General features: G+C 40.6%; 19 protein-coding genes. 5 read left to right on the plus strand and 14 right to left on the minus strand.

Features of this window, described 5'->3' with window-relative positions:
- Nucleotides 1–184: 184 nt before the first annotated feature.
- The 7 genes from AC5JL8_RS10640 to AC5JL8_RS10670 all read right to left on the minus strand — a co-directional run bounded on the left by AC5JL8_RS10640 (nucleotide 185) and on the right by AC5JL8_RS10670 (nucleotide 7,353).
- Complete coding sequence (locus tag AC5JL8_RS10640; protein WP_495879743.1) at nucleotides 185–1,051, minus strand: MBL fold metallo-hydrolase; 867 nt, start codon at nucleotides 1,049–1,051, stop codon at nucleotides 185–187.
- Nucleotides 1,052–1,467: 416 nt separating this feature from the next.
- A complete protein-coding gene (locus AC5JL8_RS10645; protein ID WP_495879744.1) occupies nucleotides 1,468–2,529 on the minus strand; it encodes an NAD(P)-dependent alcohol dehydrogenase in 1,062 nt (353 codons plus the stop codon).
- Between the two features lie 412 nt (nucleotides 2,530–2,941).
- Nucleotides 2,942–3,628 (minus strand): HAD family hydrolase, encoded by a 687-nt coding sequence (locus tag AC5JL8_RS10650; protein ID WP_495879745.1) that lies wholly within the window; start codon nucleotides 3,626–3,628, stop codon nucleotides 2,942–2,944.
- Between the two features lie 96 nt (nucleotides 3,629–3,724).
- Nucleotides 3,725–5,410 (minus strand): glycosyltransferase family 39 protein, encoded by a 1,686-nt coding sequence (locus AC5JL8_RS10655; protein WP_495879746.1) that lies wholly within the window; start codon nucleotides 5,408–5,410, stop codon nucleotides 3,725–3,727.
- 299 nt (nucleotides 5,411–5,709) lie between these two features.
- Nucleotides 5,710–6,090, minus strand: a complete 381-nt coding sequence (locus tag AC5JL8_RS10660; RefSeq protein ID WP_495879747.1) for a hypothetical protein — start codon at nucleotides 6,088–6,090, stop codon at nucleotides 5,710–5,712.
- A 240-nt stretch (nucleotides 6,091–6,330) separates the two neighbouring features.
- The gene (locus AC5JL8_RS10665; protein WP_495879748.1) at nucleotides 6,331–6,732 is read right to left on the minus strand and encodes a fasciclin domain-containing protein; all 402 of its coding nucleotides are present in this window, start codon (nucleotides 6,730–6,732) and stop codon (nucleotides 6,331–6,333) included.
- Between the two features lie 315 nt (nucleotides 6,733–7,047).
- Nucleotides 7,048–7,353 (minus strand): hypothetical protein, encoded by a 306-nt coding sequence (locus tag AC5JL8_RS10670; protein WP_495879749.1) that lies wholly within the window; start codon nucleotides 7,351–7,353, stop codon nucleotides 7,048–7,050.
- 309 nt (nucleotides 7,354–7,662) lie between these two features.
- Here AC5JL8_RS10670 and AC5JL8_RS10675 point away from each other — a divergent pair, with 309 nt between their 5' ends.
- Entirely contained in the window at nucleotides 7,663–7,884 is a 222-nt protein-coding gene (locus tag AC5JL8_RS10675) for a hypothetical protein (protein WP_495879750.1), read from the plus strand.
- A gap of 22 nt (nucleotides 7,885–7,906) precedes the next feature.
- Here the strand turns inward: AC5JL8_RS10675 and AC5JL8_RS10680 are convergent, their stop codons facing one another.
- Entirely contained in the window at nucleotides 7,907–8,176 is a 270-nt protein-coding gene (locus AC5JL8_RS10680; protein ID WP_495879751.1) for a hypothetical protein, read from the minus strand.
- Nucleotides 8,177–8,333: 157 nt separating this feature from the next.
- Here AC5JL8_RS10680 and AC5JL8_RS10685 point away from each other — a divergent pair, with 157 nt between their 5' ends.
- A complete protein-coding gene (locus AC5JL8_RS10685) occupies nucleotides 8,334–8,759 on the plus strand; it encodes a hypothetical protein (RefSeq protein WP_495879752.1) in 426 nt (141 codons plus the stop codon).
- A gap of 236 nt (nucleotides 8,760–8,995) precedes the next feature.
- On the opposite strand, the gene AC5JL8_RS10690 is transcribed toward AC5JL8_RS10685, so the two are convergent.
- A complete protein-coding gene (locus tag AC5JL8_RS10690) occupies nucleotides 8,996–10,309 on the minus strand; it encodes an MFS transporter (protein WP_495879753.1) in 1,314 nt (437 codons plus the stop codon).
- Nucleotides 10,310–11,107: 798 nt separating this feature from the next.
- Here AC5JL8_RS10690 and AC5JL8_RS10695 point away from each other — a divergent pair.
- Both AC5JL8_RS10695 and AC5JL8_RS10700 read left to right on the plus strand, forming a co-directional pair.
- On the plus strand, nucleotides 11,108–11,374 hold the full coding sequence (locus tag AC5JL8_RS10695; protein ID WP_495879754.1) for a type II toxin-antitoxin system HicA family toxin: 267 nt from the start codon (nucleotides 11,108–11,110) through the stop codon (nucleotides 11,372–11,374).
- Nucleotides 11,358–11,570 (plus strand): type II toxin-antitoxin system HicB family antitoxin, encoded by a 213-nt coding sequence (locus tag AC5JL8_RS10700; RefSeq protein ID WP_495879755.1) that lies wholly within the window; start codon nucleotides 11,358–11,360, stop codon nucleotides 11,568–11,570. The genes AC5JL8_RS10695 and AC5JL8_RS10700 overlap by 17 nt, the downstream gene beginning before the upstream one ends.
- Before the next feature lies 1 nt (nucleotide 11,571).
- On the opposite strand, the gene AC5JL8_RS10705 is transcribed toward AC5JL8_RS10700, so the two are convergent.
- Entirely contained in the window at nucleotides 11,572–11,883 is a 312-nt protein-coding gene (locus AC5JL8_RS10705) for a hypothetical protein (protein ID WP_495879756.1), read from the minus strand.
- 1,044 nt (nucleotides 11,884–12,927) lie between these two features.
- Between AC5JL8_RS10705 and AC5JL8_RS10710 the strand changes: the two genes are divergently transcribed.
- A complete protein-coding gene (locus tag AC5JL8_RS10710) occupies nucleotides 12,928–14,025 on the plus strand; it encodes an AI-2E family transporter (RefSeq protein WP_495879757.1) in 1,098 nt (365 codons plus the stop codon).
- A gap of 32 nt (nucleotides 14,026–14,057) precedes the next feature.
- Here AC5JL8_RS10710 and AC5JL8_RS10715 read toward each other — a convergent pair whose 3' ends face one another.
- From AC5JL8_RS10715 to AC5JL8_RS10730, 4 genes are read right to left on the minus strand one after another with little or no spacing between them, the layout of a single operon-like run.
- On the minus strand, nucleotides 14,058–15,323 hold the full coding sequence (locus tag AC5JL8_RS10715) for an HhoA/HhoB/HtrA family serine endopeptidase (RefSeq protein ID WP_495879758.1): 1,266 nt from the start codon (nucleotides 15,321–15,323) through the stop codon (nucleotides 14,058–14,060).
- A 32-nt stretch (nucleotides 15,324–15,355) separates the two neighbouring features.
- Entirely contained in the window at nucleotides 15,356–15,955 is a 600-nt protein-coding gene (locus AC5JL8_RS10720) for a DUF2238 domain-containing protein (protein ID WP_495879759.1), read from the minus strand.
- Nucleotides 15,956–15,993: 38 nt separating this feature from the next.
- The gene (locus AC5JL8_RS10725) at nucleotides 15,994–17,346 is read right to left on the minus strand and encodes a DUF2254 domain-containing protein (protein ID WP_495879760.1); all 1,353 of its coding nucleotides are present in this window, start codon (nucleotides 17,344–17,346) and stop codon (nucleotides 15,994–15,996) included.
- Nucleotides 17,343–18,350 (minus strand): mechanosensitive ion channel family protein, encoded by a 1,008-nt coding sequence (locus AC5JL8_RS10730; protein WP_495879761.1) that lies wholly within the window; start codon nucleotides 18,348–18,350, stop codon nucleotides 17,343–17,345. The genes AC5JL8_RS10725 and AC5JL8_RS10730 overlap by 4 nt, the downstream gene beginning before the upstream one ends.
- Between the last annotated feature and the right edge of the window lie 7 nt (nucleotides 18,351–18,357).

Raw genomic sequence — 18,357 nt, forward strand, 5'->3', positions numbered from 1 at the left:
ACTAGTAATATCGTGTCCGGTGAAAGACTTATCATTAAGACCGCAGGGAGCAGTGAGCATTTCGCGGTTTTTGCACAGATGCGAGAATAATAACTAATTAAGCGGACATGATATAACCGAAAGTACTTGCTTAAGTTGAAATTGATATTCTTATTGATACTCAACTCATGAAACTCTGTTGAGCTTAGTTTACAAAGCGCGAATTGTGTTCCTGCAATTGCGAATTATTTTGGTCTACGAACGTTTTGAACTCAATAGCATCATGGCTACAAAACAGGCGCACCTCACCACTGTGTTCGAGCGATAACGCACGCAATTTTTGTTGATTATAAAGTCGAGCCTTGCGGTCTACTTCCATCATCCACTGATAGGCACGCAGTCCAGGTGTACAATTTGGCTGAACAGAGCCGATTTCGTGCCGATAAAAGTAAGCATCGCCTGCATGTAGAAGCCAGCCTTGGGATGTTTGAATGGCGATACCTGCATGACCTCGTGTATGACCCACAAGCGGGATGAAAAGAATTTCAGGTGGTAATCCTTCAAGATTGCGTACTGCTTCAAAGCCGAACCAAGGTTCACCCCCAGCCGAATAAAACTTCCAGCTTTTTACCTCATCCCATTGACATTGACGATAGCGTTGGCTTTGAATGAAACCACGCCGCTCCTGCGCCGCTTCCATCTCGCTCTGCATGACATGCACAGTTGCTTCGGGAAAATCCTCCAATCCCCCTGCATGATCAAAATCCAGGTGGGTCAGCACGATATGACGCACATCATCTCTACGAAAGCCGAGTTGCTCGATTTGAGCCAGCGCTGTGTATTTTTCCTCAAGCTGGATGCGATTGAAATTAAGGAAAAACGGGCTAAGTCGTGATGATGCTGCTTGAACATCACGCTGACCAAAGCCAGTATCAATTAGAACTAGCCCTTGTTCTGTCTCAATGAGCAGACAGTGGCAAACGAGATGGGCTACTAAACTGCGGCTAAAGCCATCAAACAGTGAGCCACCAATCGGGCACATACAGCCACAATTGAGATGATGAATGTGCATGAATAGTTTTATCTAGCGCCAGAATAATCCTAACAAGTCCTTTGCTCCTGTTAGTCCTCCATTAGTTGAGACATCATCCAATTTTAAATACTAGTCTTTAGGTTGATGACTAATATCATGTCCGCCTAATTAGTTATAATTCTCGCATCTGTGCAAAAACCGCGAAATGCTCTTTCCCCTGCTCCTCTGCGGTCTTAATGATAAGTCTTTCACAGGACACGATATAACTCAATGTTTAAGCAAAGGCTATAAACACTATTTAACTATAGGATTACTAATTGATTTTTGAACAATACGTAGGGTGGGCATTGCCCACCCTACAAATACGGAGATTTTTTCAAAAATCAAATCGGATTCCTATATTGCGTGGATTAATTCGAGATACTAGTGCAGGGATTGCAACCTTTGCCAATGCTCTATATATTCTCTTGCTTAAGCGATGCAATATCAATTACAAAGCGGTACTTTACGTCGCTTTTGAGCATACGCTCGTATGCTTCGTTAATTTTTTGGATCGGGATGAGTTCGATGTCACAGACAATGTTATGCTCGGCGCAGAAGTCGAGCATTTCTTGTGTCTCCTGAATCCCGCCGATCATCGAGCCAGCAATTTCTCGGCGCTTATAAATCAAGTTGCTGATGTCAGGCGATGGGTGCGGATATTCAGGCAGACCGACCAAGCATAGCGTACCAGCACGTTTAAGCAACTCGGTGTATGCGTCCAAGTTGTGCGGTGCCGAAACTGTGTTGAGGATGAAGTCGAAACTGTTGATGTGCTTGTTCATCTCATCGGCGTTCTTTGAAATGACGACCTCATCGGCCCCAAGGCGCTTGGCGTCTTCCGTCTTACCTGGCGACGTTGTGAAAAGCACAGTATGGGCCCCAAAAGCATGGGCAAATTTCAGTCCCATGTGCCCCAACCCACCAAGCCCGACGATACCGACCTTATCACCTTTACTAACCTTCCAGTAGCGCAGTGGCGAGTACGTTGTGATACCCGCGCACAACAGCGGTGCGACGGCAGCGAGGTCAAGCTTTTCCGAAACGCGTAGTACGTAGTTCTCATCTACGACAATCTGGTTTGAATACCCCCCATAAGTCATCTTCCCTGTCTGCTTCTCCGGGCTGTTGTAGGTGAAGATAATCTCGTTATCGCAGTACTGCTCGAAACTTTCGCGGCAGTTGGGGCAGGTGCGGCAAGAATCGACCATGCAGCCAACGCCCGCAGCGTCGCCAACCTTGAACTTGGAGACTTGATCGCCAACCTTCACTACACGCCCAACGATCTCATGCCCAGGCACAACAGGGTAAACCGTGTTCTTCCACTCGTTACGGGCTGTGTGCAGATCCGAGTGGCACACGCCGCAGTAAAGGATTTCAATCTGTACGTCGTGTCGGCCCAGCTCTCGCCGCTCAAAACTGAACAAGCCCAACGGTGTAGTTGCACTTTCGGCGGCGTATCCAAGACTTTTAATCACAGATAATCTCCTTTTTACTAAGTTGTATTCCAAGGTAAATGAGCAGTTGCACAGTGTCAGTCGGACGATAATATTAGTGATTACAAACGGCTTTGTTGCATGAATGGAGTGGTAATCAGTCTTCGAGTTTGTAACTGTCTGGTTTACCCAAGTGTTGGTTAATATCCAGCGGTGATATGAGCACAATATCTGAGAAATAGTTACATACAGTTGTGGTCAAGTAGAAATCAGTTTTTTACGTGACTACTTTTTAAGAGGATGTCTGAAAACTTTTTGATGTTGTATTTGAGACTTATAGATCCCCCTAAATCCCCCTTTCCAAGGGGGACTTTGATATATTTCCCCCCTTGGAAAGGGGGGCTAGGGGGGATCAAACGAAATATTTAATACTTCTCAGACATCCTCTAAGTGGTTATGCCTTAGTCATTGCTTTGGTTGCGAGAGGTGAGGTGTCATAGTGTGTTAACAAGTCAGCCGGATCGTTGTAAATGGCGATCGCATCCTTTAATTGAGTATTATCAAAACCACCGCAACGAACCGCAATCACGTCAATACCAGCTTGATTCGCAGACTTAATGTCGTAGGGAGTATCGCCCAGCATCACTACCTGGGATGGTTGCATATTCAGCTTGCTCAAAGCTGCTTCGACAATCTCTGGGTCTGGTTTGGAAGCTTCGGCATCGCTAGATGTTGCTGCCTCATCCTGACTGAGTAGGTCATCAACTTGTGCGGCTTTCAACAACACTGACAGTTCTTGAGTTGTTGCTGAACTAGCAATGATTAGACGCAATCCAACAGATTGCATCTTCAATATTAGCTGCCGCGCACCATTAGCGGGAGTCAGATTTGTGCCAAACTTGTTGATGATCAGTTCTTTGCGTTTCTCGGCAATTTTTTTACCTATTCCTTCTTGATCAGAAAGCCCTGGCGCAAACTGAGGAATAATCTGGTCGCCTCCCATACCAATCAACGGTCGGACTTGCTCGAACTTTACCTCATAGCCAAATTCCGCAAATGCTTCCACCCAAGCTTGAGCATGGGCATCGTTACTCAGAACAAGCGTCCCATCTACATCCAAAATTACGCCTTGATATGCCATTGAGAAATCTCTAGGTGACTGTAGTGCCTCTACGCTAATGAAAAGTTGTTGGCATTACCTCTACCTGACTTGTTACTTCCAATGGCAGAATTACTTCTACTGACAATGATAAATTTTGTACTCATAGCCATTCACTGGTACAAATGATTTGTTTTCAGGTAGACATTTTTTCACTTCTTCTGATATTGGGGCATTAAAATTAACTAGCCACAGATCAAAAGGTCGTGGTAGCTGTTTTAATGTATTTTCTAGGGCAAGAGTAGAGGTGTTGGGGTCTTTTTCTTGATGGGCTAACAAAAATTGGGTAGTAGTTTGTGAACCAGAAAATTTTAACTCCCTAGCTATTCCCATCATTTCCCCAGTTTGTACTAAGGTTTTGTGGGTTGTGGCTATGAGAACCGGAACCTGAGAATTTTGTTGAATTATTGGAACTAACAAATCAGGGCGGTAGTATTTTTGATAACCCAGATTACAAATAACTGTGACAGCGCTAATTAATCCCATTAGCCAAATCAACATCACAGCTTTTTTACCAGTTCTTTGCCAACAGACGGCCAGGCTTGCTCCTACTATGATCATCACAGCAGGAAAATAAACAAAGTTGTAGCGAGCGCCTCGTGTCAGATCAATGCCTAAAACATAAGTAAATATGAAGAATAAAGCGATCGCTCCCAAGACTACCCCAGCAAATACTTGAGTCACTAAACTGGTTTGGGGTCGCTGTAGTTGCACTTTCAGACCACGAACTAAAATTGGTATTGCCCATATAAAGAAAATTAACATTCCTAACCCAGAAACAATCACAACTGCTAATTGTGGTGATTCCACTGGGAGCAAAGCAATCATCGTAATCCATGCTGCTAAAGCCTGAAAAATTGGGCTTACCCATTCGATTCCGACGCGCTCACCTTCTTGAATCCACGCTGTTAAACTACTACGAGACCGATTCTCTAAAAAGCTGGGTAGCCAGACTAAACATGATACAAAAGTACCAGTAGCAACAGCATAAATGCGCCACCAAACAGGGAGCAAAAACACTGGTGTTTTTGCTTGCATAGATTCTTGCCAAGCTAAAAGCATTAAAACCAAAGCTTCAGCACACAGAGTCAGAGCAAAAAAGTAATGAGTAGCAATTCCTAAAGCATTAATTCCTACCCAACAGATGATTAGCCAAAGCGGTAATAGTGTACGGTTTTGAATGTGACGTGTGGCAATTACCAAGCAGGACAGGGATGCAATCACCCATATCATTGCTAATGTGTAATGACGTGCTTCTTGTGCTAAGAAAATCCCGTAGGGTGAAACTGCCATCATCGCAGCAGCTAGCTGTCCTACCAATCGGGAACGGAAAGCTAACCTACCCAAGCCATAAGTCAGGGGAATTGAGATTGCACCTAGTAAAGCTGGAAATGAACGTGCAGCAAATAGCGATACTAACTCTCCTTGGTTGGGAAACAACTTCATCCACAAATGCACCAGCACAAAATACAGTGGTGGATGGGTCTCTTTGGTAATTAGGTTATGGATTACATCCCCTATATCGGCGGTTGGATTTGGTTGTAGGGGTTGCAAGAGAATATCAGGTGCGATCGCCTGATCTAAGGGTACTGGTAAAAAATTATTCCCCAAGCTAAACACCAAAGTCGCAAACTCATCAGTCCAAGGAGGCTTGGCGGTTAAGTTGGTAAAACGCAAGCTAAGGCCGATGATGAACCAGATCACTAACAGTAAAGGATGAAACCAGCGAGCAGAAACGGTAGAGTGCCAATGATACAAACGCATCTATTCTTTGCCAGAAACTAAGTGCCAGAACAAGCAATTTGTATATATTAGACTTCACATTGTCACTTTAAGTTCGTTGACTATTTCACGTCGGTGGCTTACCAGCTAAGTTTTAAGTTAACCCAGAAATTCTAAATCGTACTAACTGCGATCGCGCTCAAACTCAAAAACCCAGTCATTGTGACCGGGTTTGAGTTGGGTATATTCCCACAGGTTACTTATAGAAGTTAGTTATATTTGCTTTGTCTTTGTGTTACTACCACAGTGGACTTAGCAATTCCGGAAAATTAAAAACAATATTACTCGATTCCGAACCAACCGCCAGTATCGCCACCAGCCCAGCCGCCATTGCGTGCAGCAGGAAATGTTTGATTGCAAAGGGTTTTGAACTCAATAGCGGCACTAATATCTTTATCCTCATAACCCTTGGGGTGAAATATCCGCCCGATGTATCGGCCTTGTAATCGAATTTGACCCATTACATAAATTCCACTGCCAACAGAATAAATACTTCCTTTTTGATTGCGAGAATAACAAGCAATGTAACCGCCATCTCTGTTCATGTACTTGTTAACGGTGGGCAAAATTCTCTCTGTATATCCAGGCGCTGCCCAGTTGACAACACCCCCTTCGGTACTAACATATACTCTAAAGTCTTCTGCTAAAAAATAGTTTGTCATTTGAGATGCTACTGTTTCACAAAATACTGAAACTATCAGTGTAGCATTTGTAATTAGCATCTGGGCGAACTAAGGATTTGGGGAGATAAGGGGCTTCCAAGTAAAAAAATATCCCATCGCATTTAGGCAGGAAATTAAGATGCGTTCGCCCTGATTAGATAACTGGAGTTTAGAAATTTTTGGGGCAGCGACTGTAGTTCATCGCTGCCCCAAAAATGTGTTCTCTATGTAAACACTTATTTATGCAGGAATCAATACTGTATCAATGACGTGAATAACACCGTTATCAGCATCAACATCTGGTGTTGCAACAGTAGCATCATTTATCTTGACACCATTAGAAGCATCAATTTTTACGTCTGTTCCTTCTACAGTTGTAGCTGACTTCAGCTTAACAACATCAGCTGCTAGAACCTTACCTGAAACAACATGATAAGTTAGGATTTTTTTCAGTTTAGGAATATCCTGGAGCAAGGCATCCACTGTACCTTCTGGAAGTTTAGCAAATGCATCATCAGTAGGTGCAAAAACGGTAAACGGGCCAGCACCTTTGAGGGTATCGACTAAACCAGCAGCTTTTACTGCTGCAACTAAAGTGTTAAAAGAGCCAGCATTTACAGCAGTATCAACAATGTCAGCCATGTGTTTCAAATCTTTTTTACATTTCTTTACAAATGTAAAATTATTAACAGAAAATAGTATCTATCTATAGACATACACTTACAAATTTAGATTAAAAATAGCAAATATTTATATTTACATATCAACATTTGGTTAAGATAATTTTAAATTCTAATTAAATTCAACTTGAACTAGGAGATATCCGCCCACGCAAGTAAATATGGCTACGCCACGCTGCGCGAACAGGAATTAAATCGGACTGCTATATCGTTCATATATGGAATAAAAATATCCAAACCTGTAAGGAATTTTAGCTGTTTGTGCTATAGCTTGCGATTAATCAATAAAATTTATATGAGCAGCTACAAGCATCTGCGCCTGTCTTAAAACACTGCCGAATAAATAGCTAGGAATTTGCCAAGCCGCAACGGTAACTCCTTTATCTATATCCTGTACACTAATTGCTATTAATTCATGCTCTAGCGGTTCTCCTTGAATCGATCCAGACCAAGTAAAAGCTAATAAAAAATTATCGTGTCCAGGTAAAGATGCGATTAAACAGTCTTCTATTGCTGGATGGCAATTAATCCCGTGTTCATTTGCAAGTGCTACTAATTTTTGGAAATTTTGCGAATTTGTCATTAAAAAGAGGATAGGGGACAAGGGGAGTAATCAGATGCGACTTGTGCCCTCACCTGATTACAAGCTACAGCAGTTATTATTTCTAATTCTTATTTGTTATATATAGCAATCCGATTTGATTTCTGAATCACTCGTAGAGGTAAGGGACTGGGGATTGGGGACTGGGGACTGGGAAGAAGGAATAAAGGTGTACTGAATTTTGTTCAAAAATCAAATATGAGTCCTATATCTGATTTTTTACAGCATTTTTACAGCATTTATAGCTAGCGTCATAAACATATTTAAGATAATTATACTCCTGAAAAAACTATGAGTAAAAAATCATTGAGAGCTATGGTAGAAAAAGTTGCTATTATTGGTGCTCTCCCTGGGAAATTAGCTGCGGCAATTACACTCTCGAATTTTGACTTAAATGTGCAAGTTTACGAAAAAGTTCAAGATTTCCGTCCGGCTGGTACTGGTTTAGGACTAACTCCTAATGGTTTAAATTTTTTAGAGGCAATCGCACCACGAATAATTGCAGTTAGTTAATAAGCTGTTACATCATGTTCGGTTAAAGACTTATCATTAAGGCCGCAGGAGAGCAGGGAGCAGGGAGTAGGGGAGAGCGATCGCAATTACTATTTCGGCGATCGCAAATACTATTTCGGCGATCGCAAATACTGTTTCGGAGAGCGCAAATACTATTTTGGCGATCGCAAATACTATTTTGGCGATCGCAAATACTATTTTGGCGATCGCAAATACTGTTTCGGAGATCGCAAATACTGTTTCGGAGATCGCAAATACTATTTCGGCGATCAGTGTTGCTGATTGCGTTCATGCCGAAACAATAAATTGATATAAATAGATGAGTAAAACCACAGACAAACTCCCAATTATGGCGTTGAACCTTTGATCAAATAAATCCACAAAACTACTCATCTCAGGCAGAAGGACGCAGCACTATCTTGAAAAAGAATGATTCAAGAGGATGTCCCATGTCTCTAAAAACTCGCGGTTCTGCTGCTGTGGACAAAGCCCAACGTCGTCTCGCCCTGCTTAAATCTATTAATGAGAAGCTGGATTTAGGGCACGGATTAAGCATTGAAGCCTACACCCGCCTAATCAATACTACCCGTGCTACCCTAGAAGCTCATAACACGCTTTTGTCCAATATTGAGGAATCGCGTAAGACACTAACTCAGATGGACAAAGCACTCTCGGAAATGTCTGAACGAATGCTTGGTGGAGTCGCAACTGTCTACGGCCGAAACAGCATGGAGTATTCCAAAGCTGGCGGCTCTAATCGAAGGCGGAGTAAAAAATCTGTTTCACAGGTTACTCCAGTTGTAGCAGTTCTTGCCACTCAACCTGTCCAAACTGCAATTACTAACGTTAACGGTAGCTCAAGCGATCGCGGCTAACCATATCGTTACGGCTAAAGGAGGATGGGGAAAGGGGAAAATTGGAAGGGGCAAGATGTATTCATAGTTCTTTCTCCTTGTCCCCTCATTCCTCTTTTTTACAAATAGGACTTACGCACTCGCAACGAGAATCAAGACTTTGGGATTGCTTCCCTACGGTCGCAATGACGAAATTACATTATTGTTGCATAAGTCCTGACAAAGTAAAAGTTATGTTTTTTATTCAAATTTAATATTTATGCTTTTTCTGCAATTAAGCCCATTTGTATGTATATTGGCTTTACTAACTTTGTTATAGTGGGCAATTGTTTAGCAAAAAAATAGGCTCCTAAAATACAGCTAGTTCCACTAAATAATAAAGCATTAGCAACACCAACATCATTAGATAACTCTCCAAAAAATAAATTACCGAAAGGTAGTATTCCTAAAAAACCTGTACTAAATATACTAGTTACTCTACTTCTTTTATCTTCATTGATAATCACTAATTGTATAAAGTTATTAATTGTGGCAAAAGTTAGACTATTATTCATGCCTATGAAAAACATGAGTACCAAGCAAAATTCTAACTTTGTTGACCGAGAAAAGAGTATTAAAGATAAACCTAACATTGCAGCAGAGATGGCTATAATTTTTTCGAGATTAATAACTGTTTTCTGTAAAATAAGAAAAAGACAGGCAATTATAGAACCAAATGCTGAAGCTGTCATCAAAAATCCCATAATTTCAGCGTTACCATTAAGAATTTCTTTTGCGAAAATGGGGATTAAATTTATATGAGTCATTGCCATAAAACAAACTAAGATGTGCAATATTAAAACGTATTTAATTGGCAAAAAATCATATACATACATAAAACCTTCTTTTAGATTTTTCCAAATTTGAAGTTTTTTTGATAGTGAATTAACGATAATTGGCTTCATTTGAATAGTTAAAAGGGCTGACACCAAGGGTAAATAGCTAATAGTATTTATTAAAAAGCATGGAGCTACACCAGCTTTAGCGATTAGTAAGCCTCCAATCATAGGACTGAAGAGTTTAGCTGTATTCATCAATAATAAATGAACAGCCATTGCACTGGTAAAATCTGCTTTTTTTTCAATGAGTCTGGGAAGAATAATCTGGCGTGCTGGTAAATCGAAAGCTTTTACTATACCCTGAAATAAACCGATAACAATAATCCATTCAACAGTGATGCGATCGCTAACAGTTAAAAATGTCAATGCAGAAGATAGCAAAATAAATAATAGTTGAGTAGTTAATAGTACTAATCGCAAATTCCAACGATCAAGCAGTACTCCTGCTATAGGTGTAATAATCAAGCCCATAGCTTGATTTGCAAAACCAATTACACCCACTGACACAGCTGAGTTGGTTAATTGATAAACTAACCATATTGAGGCAATTTGCATCATCCAAGAGCCAAAAAAAGATACGCTTTCTCCAATAGCAAAACAAGAAAAATTTGTAGATTTTAGGGCAGGTGTAACTTCAAAAAAAATAAATTTTAGTTTTTCTTCTTTAAAATTTTCTTGATTACTATGTAACATTGAAATTTCTCGATTTGAAAATATTTGGCACCTTGTTTTGTTGGAATTTAAGACTAGTTCCCATTTTTTACCTGCCTTAAATAGGTAGGGCTATATGTACAAAGTCGTGAGTAACGGGTTTTAAAGGCACTAATTTTCCTTAGCCTGCACAGGCAAACTACGTTTATGTAGTCGCACCATTTGATAGTCACGGCGCTTAGTGCAAGATATGAAACTTACACACCATGAACGGCGAAGTTAGATATTTCAGTCTTTATAGCTGCCGTTAACTGTCCAACCACATATAGTTTTCCCAAAAAAAAGAGATCAGCTGTGTGAAGCATTTAATTTTTTTACCTAGAAAAATTTGGGAAATAAGGGAGATGAAGGGGCATATTATTTTTCGCAGTCCACACAGGTAGACTTTGCTTGTTTAGAGGTTGTTTGAAAAGTGGTTTGTTGTATTAAGCACTGGCTGATCCCCCCTAGCCCCCCTTAAAAAGGGGGGGGGAAACTTCTTAAAGTCCACGGCAGTTGCTACAACGGGGGGAACCCCCGCAACGCACTGCCTCCCCTTTTCAAGGGGGATTTAGGGGGATCTGAAACCTTTTACTACTGACGATAAGACTTTTAAAACATCCTCTTAGCTGGGATTTATAGTCGTTCGGGCTTAGTGCAAGATCAGCTAATGTGCCTTTAAGTAATCCGTAGCGCAAGAAAGACGCAAAGATGGGGAGACACGGAGATGCAAGCAGCAACAAACTCTTACAAAAATATGAGAATATATAAATATTTCGATATTAATAAGTAAGTAAAAGCGTGAGTCAGCAAGACAAACTCTTGGCTAAAATTTTATCTGGAACTTCTGATACAGACATTCCTTTTGCTCAACTTTGGCAACTGTTATACAGGCTAGGCTTTGATGAGCAGATTCGTGGTGGACACTATATTTTTACTAAAGAAGGTGTTGAGGAAATATTGAACCTAGAACACAAGAAAGGAAAAGCCAAAGGCTATCACGTTAAACTAGTTCGTGCAGTGATTCTTAAATATAAGCTAGGAAGTAAAAATGAACCTTCGCTATGAAATAATTCTCTACTGGAGCGAAGAAGACGAAGCATTTATTGCCGAAGTTCCAGACTTACCCGGATGTGTTGCCGATGGCGAAACCTATCAAGAAGCATTGCAAAATATAGAAATTATTATGCAAGAATGGATTGAGATTGCTCAAAAGTTAGGGCGTACAATTCCTGAACCTAAGCAACGCTTGAAATCTGCTTAATTTACAGTTTGTCCTCTTTACCAAACAGTTCTAACAAAGCCACTGTACCCACAAAAAAAGTATAAGTACCATATTGTAGAGGCATCTTTTGTTTTGAAGGCGCATAAAAAGCTGCTATAACTGCCTCAACTAAATGGCTCACAACAGCAATGCGCTCAATCCAGAAAACTGGATTCAGGCTGTTTGGTACTTTAATGTTATTTATGGCTGCATAAATATTCCATAGTTCCAATCCTATTGCACTGGCTATGAGAACTGAAGATATAATCTTGATAATAGGAAAAAAATTGTGTTTTATATTATTTAACTTCATATTACTTACCAAGCATTTTTTATTAACCAGACGTGAGTTCGGCAAACCTCTCCCTTCCAGCCTCCCTCTCCTACAAGCTACCGTGTACACACAAGTCTTTGAGAGTTGTCCCACAGGCTTTTGATCCCCCCAACCCCCCTTTCCAAGGGGGGCTAAAATCCCTCAAAGTCCTCCAATTTATCGGAGGATAATGACGGATCTACAATGATTTCGGTTTAGTACACAGATGTGTGTACACCTCTGTTTTTTCTGGTTCTTTGGGGAATATATCTTCAAACAGTCTCCATTCTAGATCGCTTAATCCTTCAAATCGCCCAGCCATACCCTGATACAACTTTCCGTCATCAACAGCAAATTATCATATCTCCGGTATTAGTGGGATAGGTTCATATTTCTTCATTGATAATTTTGTCTACAAAGCCTTCAAATTCCTGGGGATTACTTAATCCTGGTGCATTAGGAGATGTTATTACAGGCTGCTTTGGTTCAGTTGGTTGCTACTGTTGAGGTTCTGAAAGCGGAAATTGGGGTACATCTCTAGCCAAGCTAGGCAAGCCGGACATCGAAAACAATAGGATGCCTATCAATACCCAAGAAATGAACTTAATCGGTTTATACATGATGCAAATTTCCCAACCCTATTACTTAGATAAGTCTTAGTTGCTGAGGTTCCTACTGTATTACTTCAATAATCCCTGTTCAGGCTCTTCAATATTTTCAGGGCTTTCTCTAAATTGTCTACTCATGTTAAAGAATATTGAGCCAACCATGAAGATAGCTAAACTGACAAAAATCAATACGAAAGCACGTATCAATATATTACTGGGACGTGGTTTTTGCATTTTTATGAGTACAGTCTTCAAGGTTTGCTCATATCAGATTACTCTCTCAAGAAAATACCTAAATTCTGTCGGAAGGCGCATATATCGCTGCTCTTCAAAAATCAGTCTTCTAGTGGCTTTTTAAATATAGCGATACAGCTAACTTGAAGTAATTAAACTCAGCACAATAGCTGGTAATAACAAAAAAAATGGGGGCTAAATTGTGCGATTCGGACAATTAATCGGGTTTCTCGCTCTTGTGATATCTCTTTACATTTTGTGGCAAATTCGGCAAATACTTTTGGTGGTATTTGCAGCGGTAGTTTTAGCTACAGTCCTAAATCAACTAGTGAGCTTTTTTCAAAGATTTCGTATCAAGCGAGGAATTGCAGTTGCCATATCAGTTATTCTTTTATTGGCCGTTTTGGTCGGTTTTTTTGCACTGATTGTGCCGCGTCTTGTTGAGCAATTGCAACAATTTGGTAATATTATGCCTATAGGACTAGAACGGTTGCGATCGTGGAACAACTGGTTACAAAATGTAATTCCTGACCAACTCTTAGAAAATATTCGCGGACTTAGGTATCTGACTCAAGGTTTACAAGATTGGTTAAATCGGTTAATAAACAACTTTTTTAGCTTGGTCAGTAGCTCGCTTTCTATTATTTTAGGTTTGCTGCTTTTTGTAGCTCTTACCATCATGTTATTAGCCAATCCATCGCCCTATCGACAGGGATTTATAATGTTATTCCCTGCCTTTTATCGTCGGCGAGTTGATGACATTCTAAATAAGTGTGCAGTCTCGTTGACTGGCTGGATAAAAGGTACGCTCCTTACTATGCTGGTCATTGCAACATTGAGCTATATTGGACTGTTGATTTTGGGAGTACCATTGCCATTAGTTAATGCTATTTTGGCAGGATTATTAGAATTTATCCCAAATGTTGGGCCAACCTTAAGTGTGATTCCGCCTGCACTGCTAGCATTAAGTGAAGAACCTTGGAAAATCGCTGCTGTTATAGCTTTGTACTTTGGTATTCAGCAGGTTGAAAGTTTAGTTATAGTGCCTTTAGTCATGAAAAGCCAAGCATCTCTTTTGCCAGCAGTTACTTTAGTAGCAGTGGTCTTTTTTGGCAGCTTTTTCGGGTTTTTAGGTGTATTCCTCGCTGTTCCATTAGTAATTGTCTTTCAGACTTGGATTAAAGAAGTTTTGGTCGAGGATGTACTCAACAACTGGCAGGAAAATAAAAAAGATAATCACGAGCAAAAAGTATTAGCTGTGGTAAATGGCAAGTCTGAATCAACTGTTGAAAATAGTTGATAAGTCAGGTAGGCATGACCTACCTGACAAACTTAAGACTGGATATTATTTGGAGATGGCAGTGGTTCAGGTTGTACTGTGAATTGTAAGTTCTGTCCGTTGCGTAGCACTTGGATTTGTAAGTTATTTAAGCCATTCTTTTCGAGAATCTGCTGAATTTCTTCAGATGTGGTAACGGGCTGATTATTAATTGCTTGAATAACATCTCCTGGGCGTAGTCCGATTCTGGCAGCAGGAGAATTAGGGATAACGCGAACAATAAGAATTCCTTGGTCTGCGACAATGCGGGTGTTACTGTTGGGATAATTATTGATTCTTTGCTTGACTTCAGGTGTTAGCGTTAGCATCTGAAGACCTAAGTAAGGATATTCAACTTTGCCTTGAGTAATTAATTGCTGGGCAATTCTTTGAGCTGTATCTATAGGAATAGCAAAGCCAATACCTTCAGCACCCTGAATAATTGCAGTGTTGACACCTATCACTTGACCACGAGCATTTAAGAGTGGCCCGCCTGAATTTCCGGGGTTAATTGCTGCGTCGGTTTGAATATAGCTACTAGGTCTAGTGGAAAGATTTAAAGAACGGTTGATCGCGCTAATAACGCCTACTGTTACTGTTTGTTGTAAACCTAAAGGATTACCGATCGCAACTGCCCACTGTCCTGGTCTTAAAGAATCAGGATTTGCTATTTCTACTGCTGGTAAGTTATTACCAGGAATTTGCACAACTGCAACATCGCTCACCGAATCTTGGCCTAGGACTTTGCCCTCAACAGTACGACCGTCTGAAAATGATACCGTCACCGTATCTGCATTGTTGACAACATGAGCATTGGTGAGAATTCGTCCATTGGGATCGATGATAAAACCAGAGCCTACACCGCGTACTACTCGTTCTTGAGGCTGTGTTGGTAAGGTGTCACCAAAAAAGCGTCTAAAAAATGGGTCATTAAATGCTTCAGGTAATTGTGGTACTTCGCTTTTGATAGTTCGGGAAGTATTAATTTGAACTACAGACGGTTCTACTTTTTCGACAACTTCAACTACAAAATTGTTATCCTCAGCAGTTGGTGTTAGAGGGCGCGAACTTTGATTCTGTGACTCACTAACCGTAGGAGAAGCAACAGTTGAAGGGCGAACTTCTCCAGGCAACTCTGTCGAACAGCTACCCAAAAATCCTACCATTATCCCGATAAAAGATAATAGCAGATGCCTTTGTTTGGCTGACATTAATCTTAGAAATTTTCCTAAATTTGATGTAGTATTTATCTGCCGATTCTCTATATATTTAACCTTCATATTTTTATTCCCAAATATCAAAAAAATGTAACTTAAACGTATGTCTCACTTTGTGAATTGGTTGCATCCGTATTTCTATTTGTCCACTCTCGTAATGCCCAAAGACTAATTAAAGCTGCTAATCCAGCCCCTAGAGAGTCCATAACTAAATCGATAATAGTATCATCCAAGCTTTCAATCACTTGAGTGCTAAGAATTTTCCCCGCAGACCATTCCGCAACTTCCCACAAAGCACCGATAGCAATTCCAAAACTGGTAATTGTCACTAGATACAAGAGTGTATGATTCCGAAATATATTCAACATTGAACTATAGACTAAAAAACTCAGTGCGAGGGTAATTGCAAAAGTCGTATAAGCATGAACTATTTCGTCATAAGGCCCCGGCATACCAAATAAACCCCATACCCAACCAGTAGCATTTAGCAATGCAGCCAACACAAACAAAAAATCAAACAAGGTCGGTAATTTATCATCTCGGACAACAAACACAAAAGATACTGCAAGGAAGAAGGCAAGGCCCAAGGCATTTAACCACTTACCTTGACCTGCTGCGGCTATAACAAAGATTGCTAGTAGAGTTTGCCCTACCCACGCGATAACGCGATAACCTTTCCAATTGAGATTTTTCATACGTATTTACCAAAAAAAATAATTTTACAATGCTATTGTTATGGTGATTTCCAATCTTTAATATTGCTGTCATTATCTAAATTTTTAATAACCTGGTAATATCTTTCTTCTACATCTTTGCGGTCTTGTTCTTGCGAGAGTCCCTCACGGCTATTTTGTAAAATTATTTCCGCATGATGCCGCAGGACTGCTTGATATTTAGAATTCTTAGTGTAAGTAGCAATTGCAGCTATAGCTTCTAACAAACGACTAGTGACTGCGACATCAGAGCATCCATACTGGCGAATTTGGTTAAAAGCAGCATCAGTTAATTCCGCAAACTTTACACTTTCAACAATTACGCGCAGTTTATTATTATCATAGCGATAAGGTGAAGGAAAGCTTCTTTGAACAAGATGACAGAACCCAGCTCTTAATTGGTCAATACAGCGAATTGCAGTAAATGGATCATTGACAGCAGGAGAGAGCGCGCGTAAGGCAATTTCTACTAACTGAACGATGGGAAATTCTACATCTTGTTGCTCTGTACGTTCTTTACCTATAATGTAGGCATTATTAATTTTTTTAACAAGTTTCTGATTTAGTTTGTGACCAGGAAAAATCAAAACTAAATCGCTACCTTGAACTACAAATTTACCTGGTCGAATTTGAAGGCGTATTAGCAAATTATACTTACAAGCAATTTTCATCAATTCTTCATCATCAATTGCTTGTAAATAACCAGTGCTATTTGCTCGAATCGGTAAAGCTTCCTCCTCAAAAGTCATGGGAATTTCTGCAAATCCTTGTCTGTCTTCTGGTTCACCACGCCCTATTTTTTCTGGAAATAGCCGCTCAATTGCTGAATGTAAATCTGCACTAACATTTTGAATGACGTTAGATGCTTGAATTATTGTTGAAGCATGATGAATAAAATAAATCAAAATACCAATGCTAATAATTGCCAGTAAAACACCGACTGTCACCGCAAGTTGTGGCACAAACTGGCTGTATCCATCTCCTTCTCCACGAATCGTTCGTAGTACGAGCAAGCAGTAGATGAACGTACCAATAAATGTGCCAAGCACAACTTGATTACCTGTATCCTGCATGAAATTACGCAGAAGCCGGGGGCCAAAATTGGCGGCAGCCAATTGAAGTGCCACAATTGTAATTGAAAAAGCTGTAGCAGCAACGCTCACCATAGAACCTGCAACAGCTTCTAATAGCGATCGCGCTCCATCAGATCCACCAGTGTAAACCCACCAATAATTAATTTTTAGCTTGTCTGTACGGTCAAGATTAAGCATTGTGAAAGCTAAAGCAGTAGCTCCCACTGCCATAACTGCTGGTATGAACCAGTAACTTGAGTGGAGCTGATCCCAAAGTTTGCTTACTTTGACATTTCTCATTGTTCGTTGATTTGAGAATCTATCTTACCGTTACCATCTTGGGAGGAGCGCACTTGAGCAAGTAAAAGAAGCGAATCACTGATGCGGCGAGGCTTTGGTACTTCACCTTTACCTGCGGGCCAACCTTCGCGCTGACGGGAGCGATCGCCATCTGTCTCTTCGGTCTGGTCGTGGAACAAAATTTGTTGAGTTGGGAAAGGTAAATCAATGCCGTTGGCAACGAGCGTTTTCTTAATTGCTGTAATAACTTTGTCCCGCGAAATCAGATTATCTGCCCGTCGTGGTGGATGAACCCACCAACGCGCACGGATGTTAACAGTGCTTTCGGCAAGTTCCATTACTAGTACATCAGGAGCCGGATCTCTTAAAACCTCGTCTACGCTATGCATTGCGTCTAACATCAACTGCTTGGCTAGGTCAATGTCGTCGTTGTAGCCAATGCCGACATCGTACTCTAATCGCCGATTTTCAAAAGCAGTGTTGACAGTTACCGAATTAGTAAATAACTCAGAGTTAGGAATGACAATCCGCCGACCATCGTAGGTTCTGATTGTTGTTGCACGTGTCTCGATATTTTCAACAGTTCCCTCAAAGCCTTTAAAAACAATTTGGTCATCAATTTGGAAAGGTTCAGTCAGCAGAATTAAAATACCAGCTAAGAAGTTTTGCAAAATATCACGGAAGGCAAAACCAATTGCCACACCGCTAATTCCTAATAGTTGCACCAAATCACCAGCTCTAAATGTAGGAATCACAATGGAAAGGGCGACAAATAACCCAATCAAAATTGTTACCCCTTGCGCTACCCTTCCCAGTACTAATCCTAGATTCCGGGCGTAGCGACGGTTGCGAGTTAACCGCTTGACTAGTGCCTTAATTCTGTTGGCAACAAATAAAAAGAGTATAAAGACAATCAACGCTAAGACAATGTTTGGTAGCAAAGCTATGAAACCGTTGATCATGCTTTGAACCTTATCCCAAGCTGTGGAGATTTCTGCATTCATGAACTTT

Source organism: Mojavia sp. (assembly GCF_059505145.1).

Coding starts and splice junctions, on each gene's coding strand:
- AC5JL8_RS10640 (WP_495879743.1), bottom strand. CDS start 1,051: ATGCACATTCATCATCTCAATTGTGGCTGTATGTGCCCGATTGGTGGC.
- AC5JL8_RS10650 (WP_495879745.1), bottom strand. CDS start 3,628: ATGGCATATCAAGGCGTAATTTTGGATGTAGATGGGACGCTTGTTCTG.
- AC5JL8_RS10655 (WP_495879746.1), bottom strand. CDS start 5,410: ATGCGTTTGTATCATTGGCACTCTACCGTTTCTGCTCGCTGGTTTCAT.
- AC5JL8_RS10660 (WP_495879747.1), bottom strand. CDS start 6,090: ATGACAAACTATTTTTTAGCAGAAGACTTTAGAGTATATGTTAGTACC.
- AC5JL8_RS10665 (WP_495879748.1), bottom strand. CDS start 6,732: ATGGCTGACATTGTTGATACTGCTGTAAATGCTGGCTCTTTTAACACT.
- AC5JL8_RS10670 (WP_495879749.1), bottom strand. CDS start 7,353: ATGACAAATTCGCAAAATTTCCAAAAATTAGTAGCACTTGCAAATGAA.
- AC5JL8_RS10675 (WP_495879750.1), top strand. CDS start 7,663: ATGAGTAAAAAATCATTGAGAGCTATGGTAGAAAAAGTTGCTATTATT.
- AC5JL8_RS10680 (WP_495879751.1), bottom strand. CDS start 8,176: ATGAACGCAATCAGCAACACTGATCGCCGAAATAGTATTTGCGATCTC.
- AC5JL8_RS10685 (WP_495879752.1), top strand. CDS start 8,334: ATGTCTCTAAAAACTCGCGGTTCTGCTGCTGTGGACAAAGCCCAACGT.
- AC5JL8_RS10690 (WP_495879753.1), bottom strand. CDS start 10,309: ATGTTACATAGTAATCAAGAAAATTTTAAAGAAGAAAAACTAAAATTT.
- AC5JL8_RS10700 (WP_495879755.1), top strand. CDS start 11,358: ATGAACCTTCGCTATGAAATAATTCTCTACTGGAGCGAAGAAGACGAA.
- AC5JL8_RS10705 (WP_495879756.1), bottom strand. CDS start 11,883: ATGAAGTTAAATAATATAAAACACAATTTTTTTCCTATTATCAAGATT.
- AC5JL8_RS10715 (WP_495879758.1), bottom strand. CDS start 15,323: ATGAAGGTTAAATATATAGAGAATCGGCAGATAAATACTACATCAAAT.
- AC5JL8_RS10720 (WP_495879759.1), bottom strand. CDS start 15,955: ATGAAAAATCTCAATTGGAAAGGTTATCGCGTTATCGCGTGGGTAGGG.
- AC5JL8_RS10725 (WP_495879760.1), bottom strand. CDS start 17,346: ATGAGAAATGTCAAAGTAAGCAAACTTTGGGATCAGCTCCACTCAAGT.
- AC5JL8_RS10730 (WP_495879761.1), bottom strand. CDS start 18,350: ATGAATGCAGAAATCTCCACAGCTTGGGATAAGGTTCAAAGCATGATC.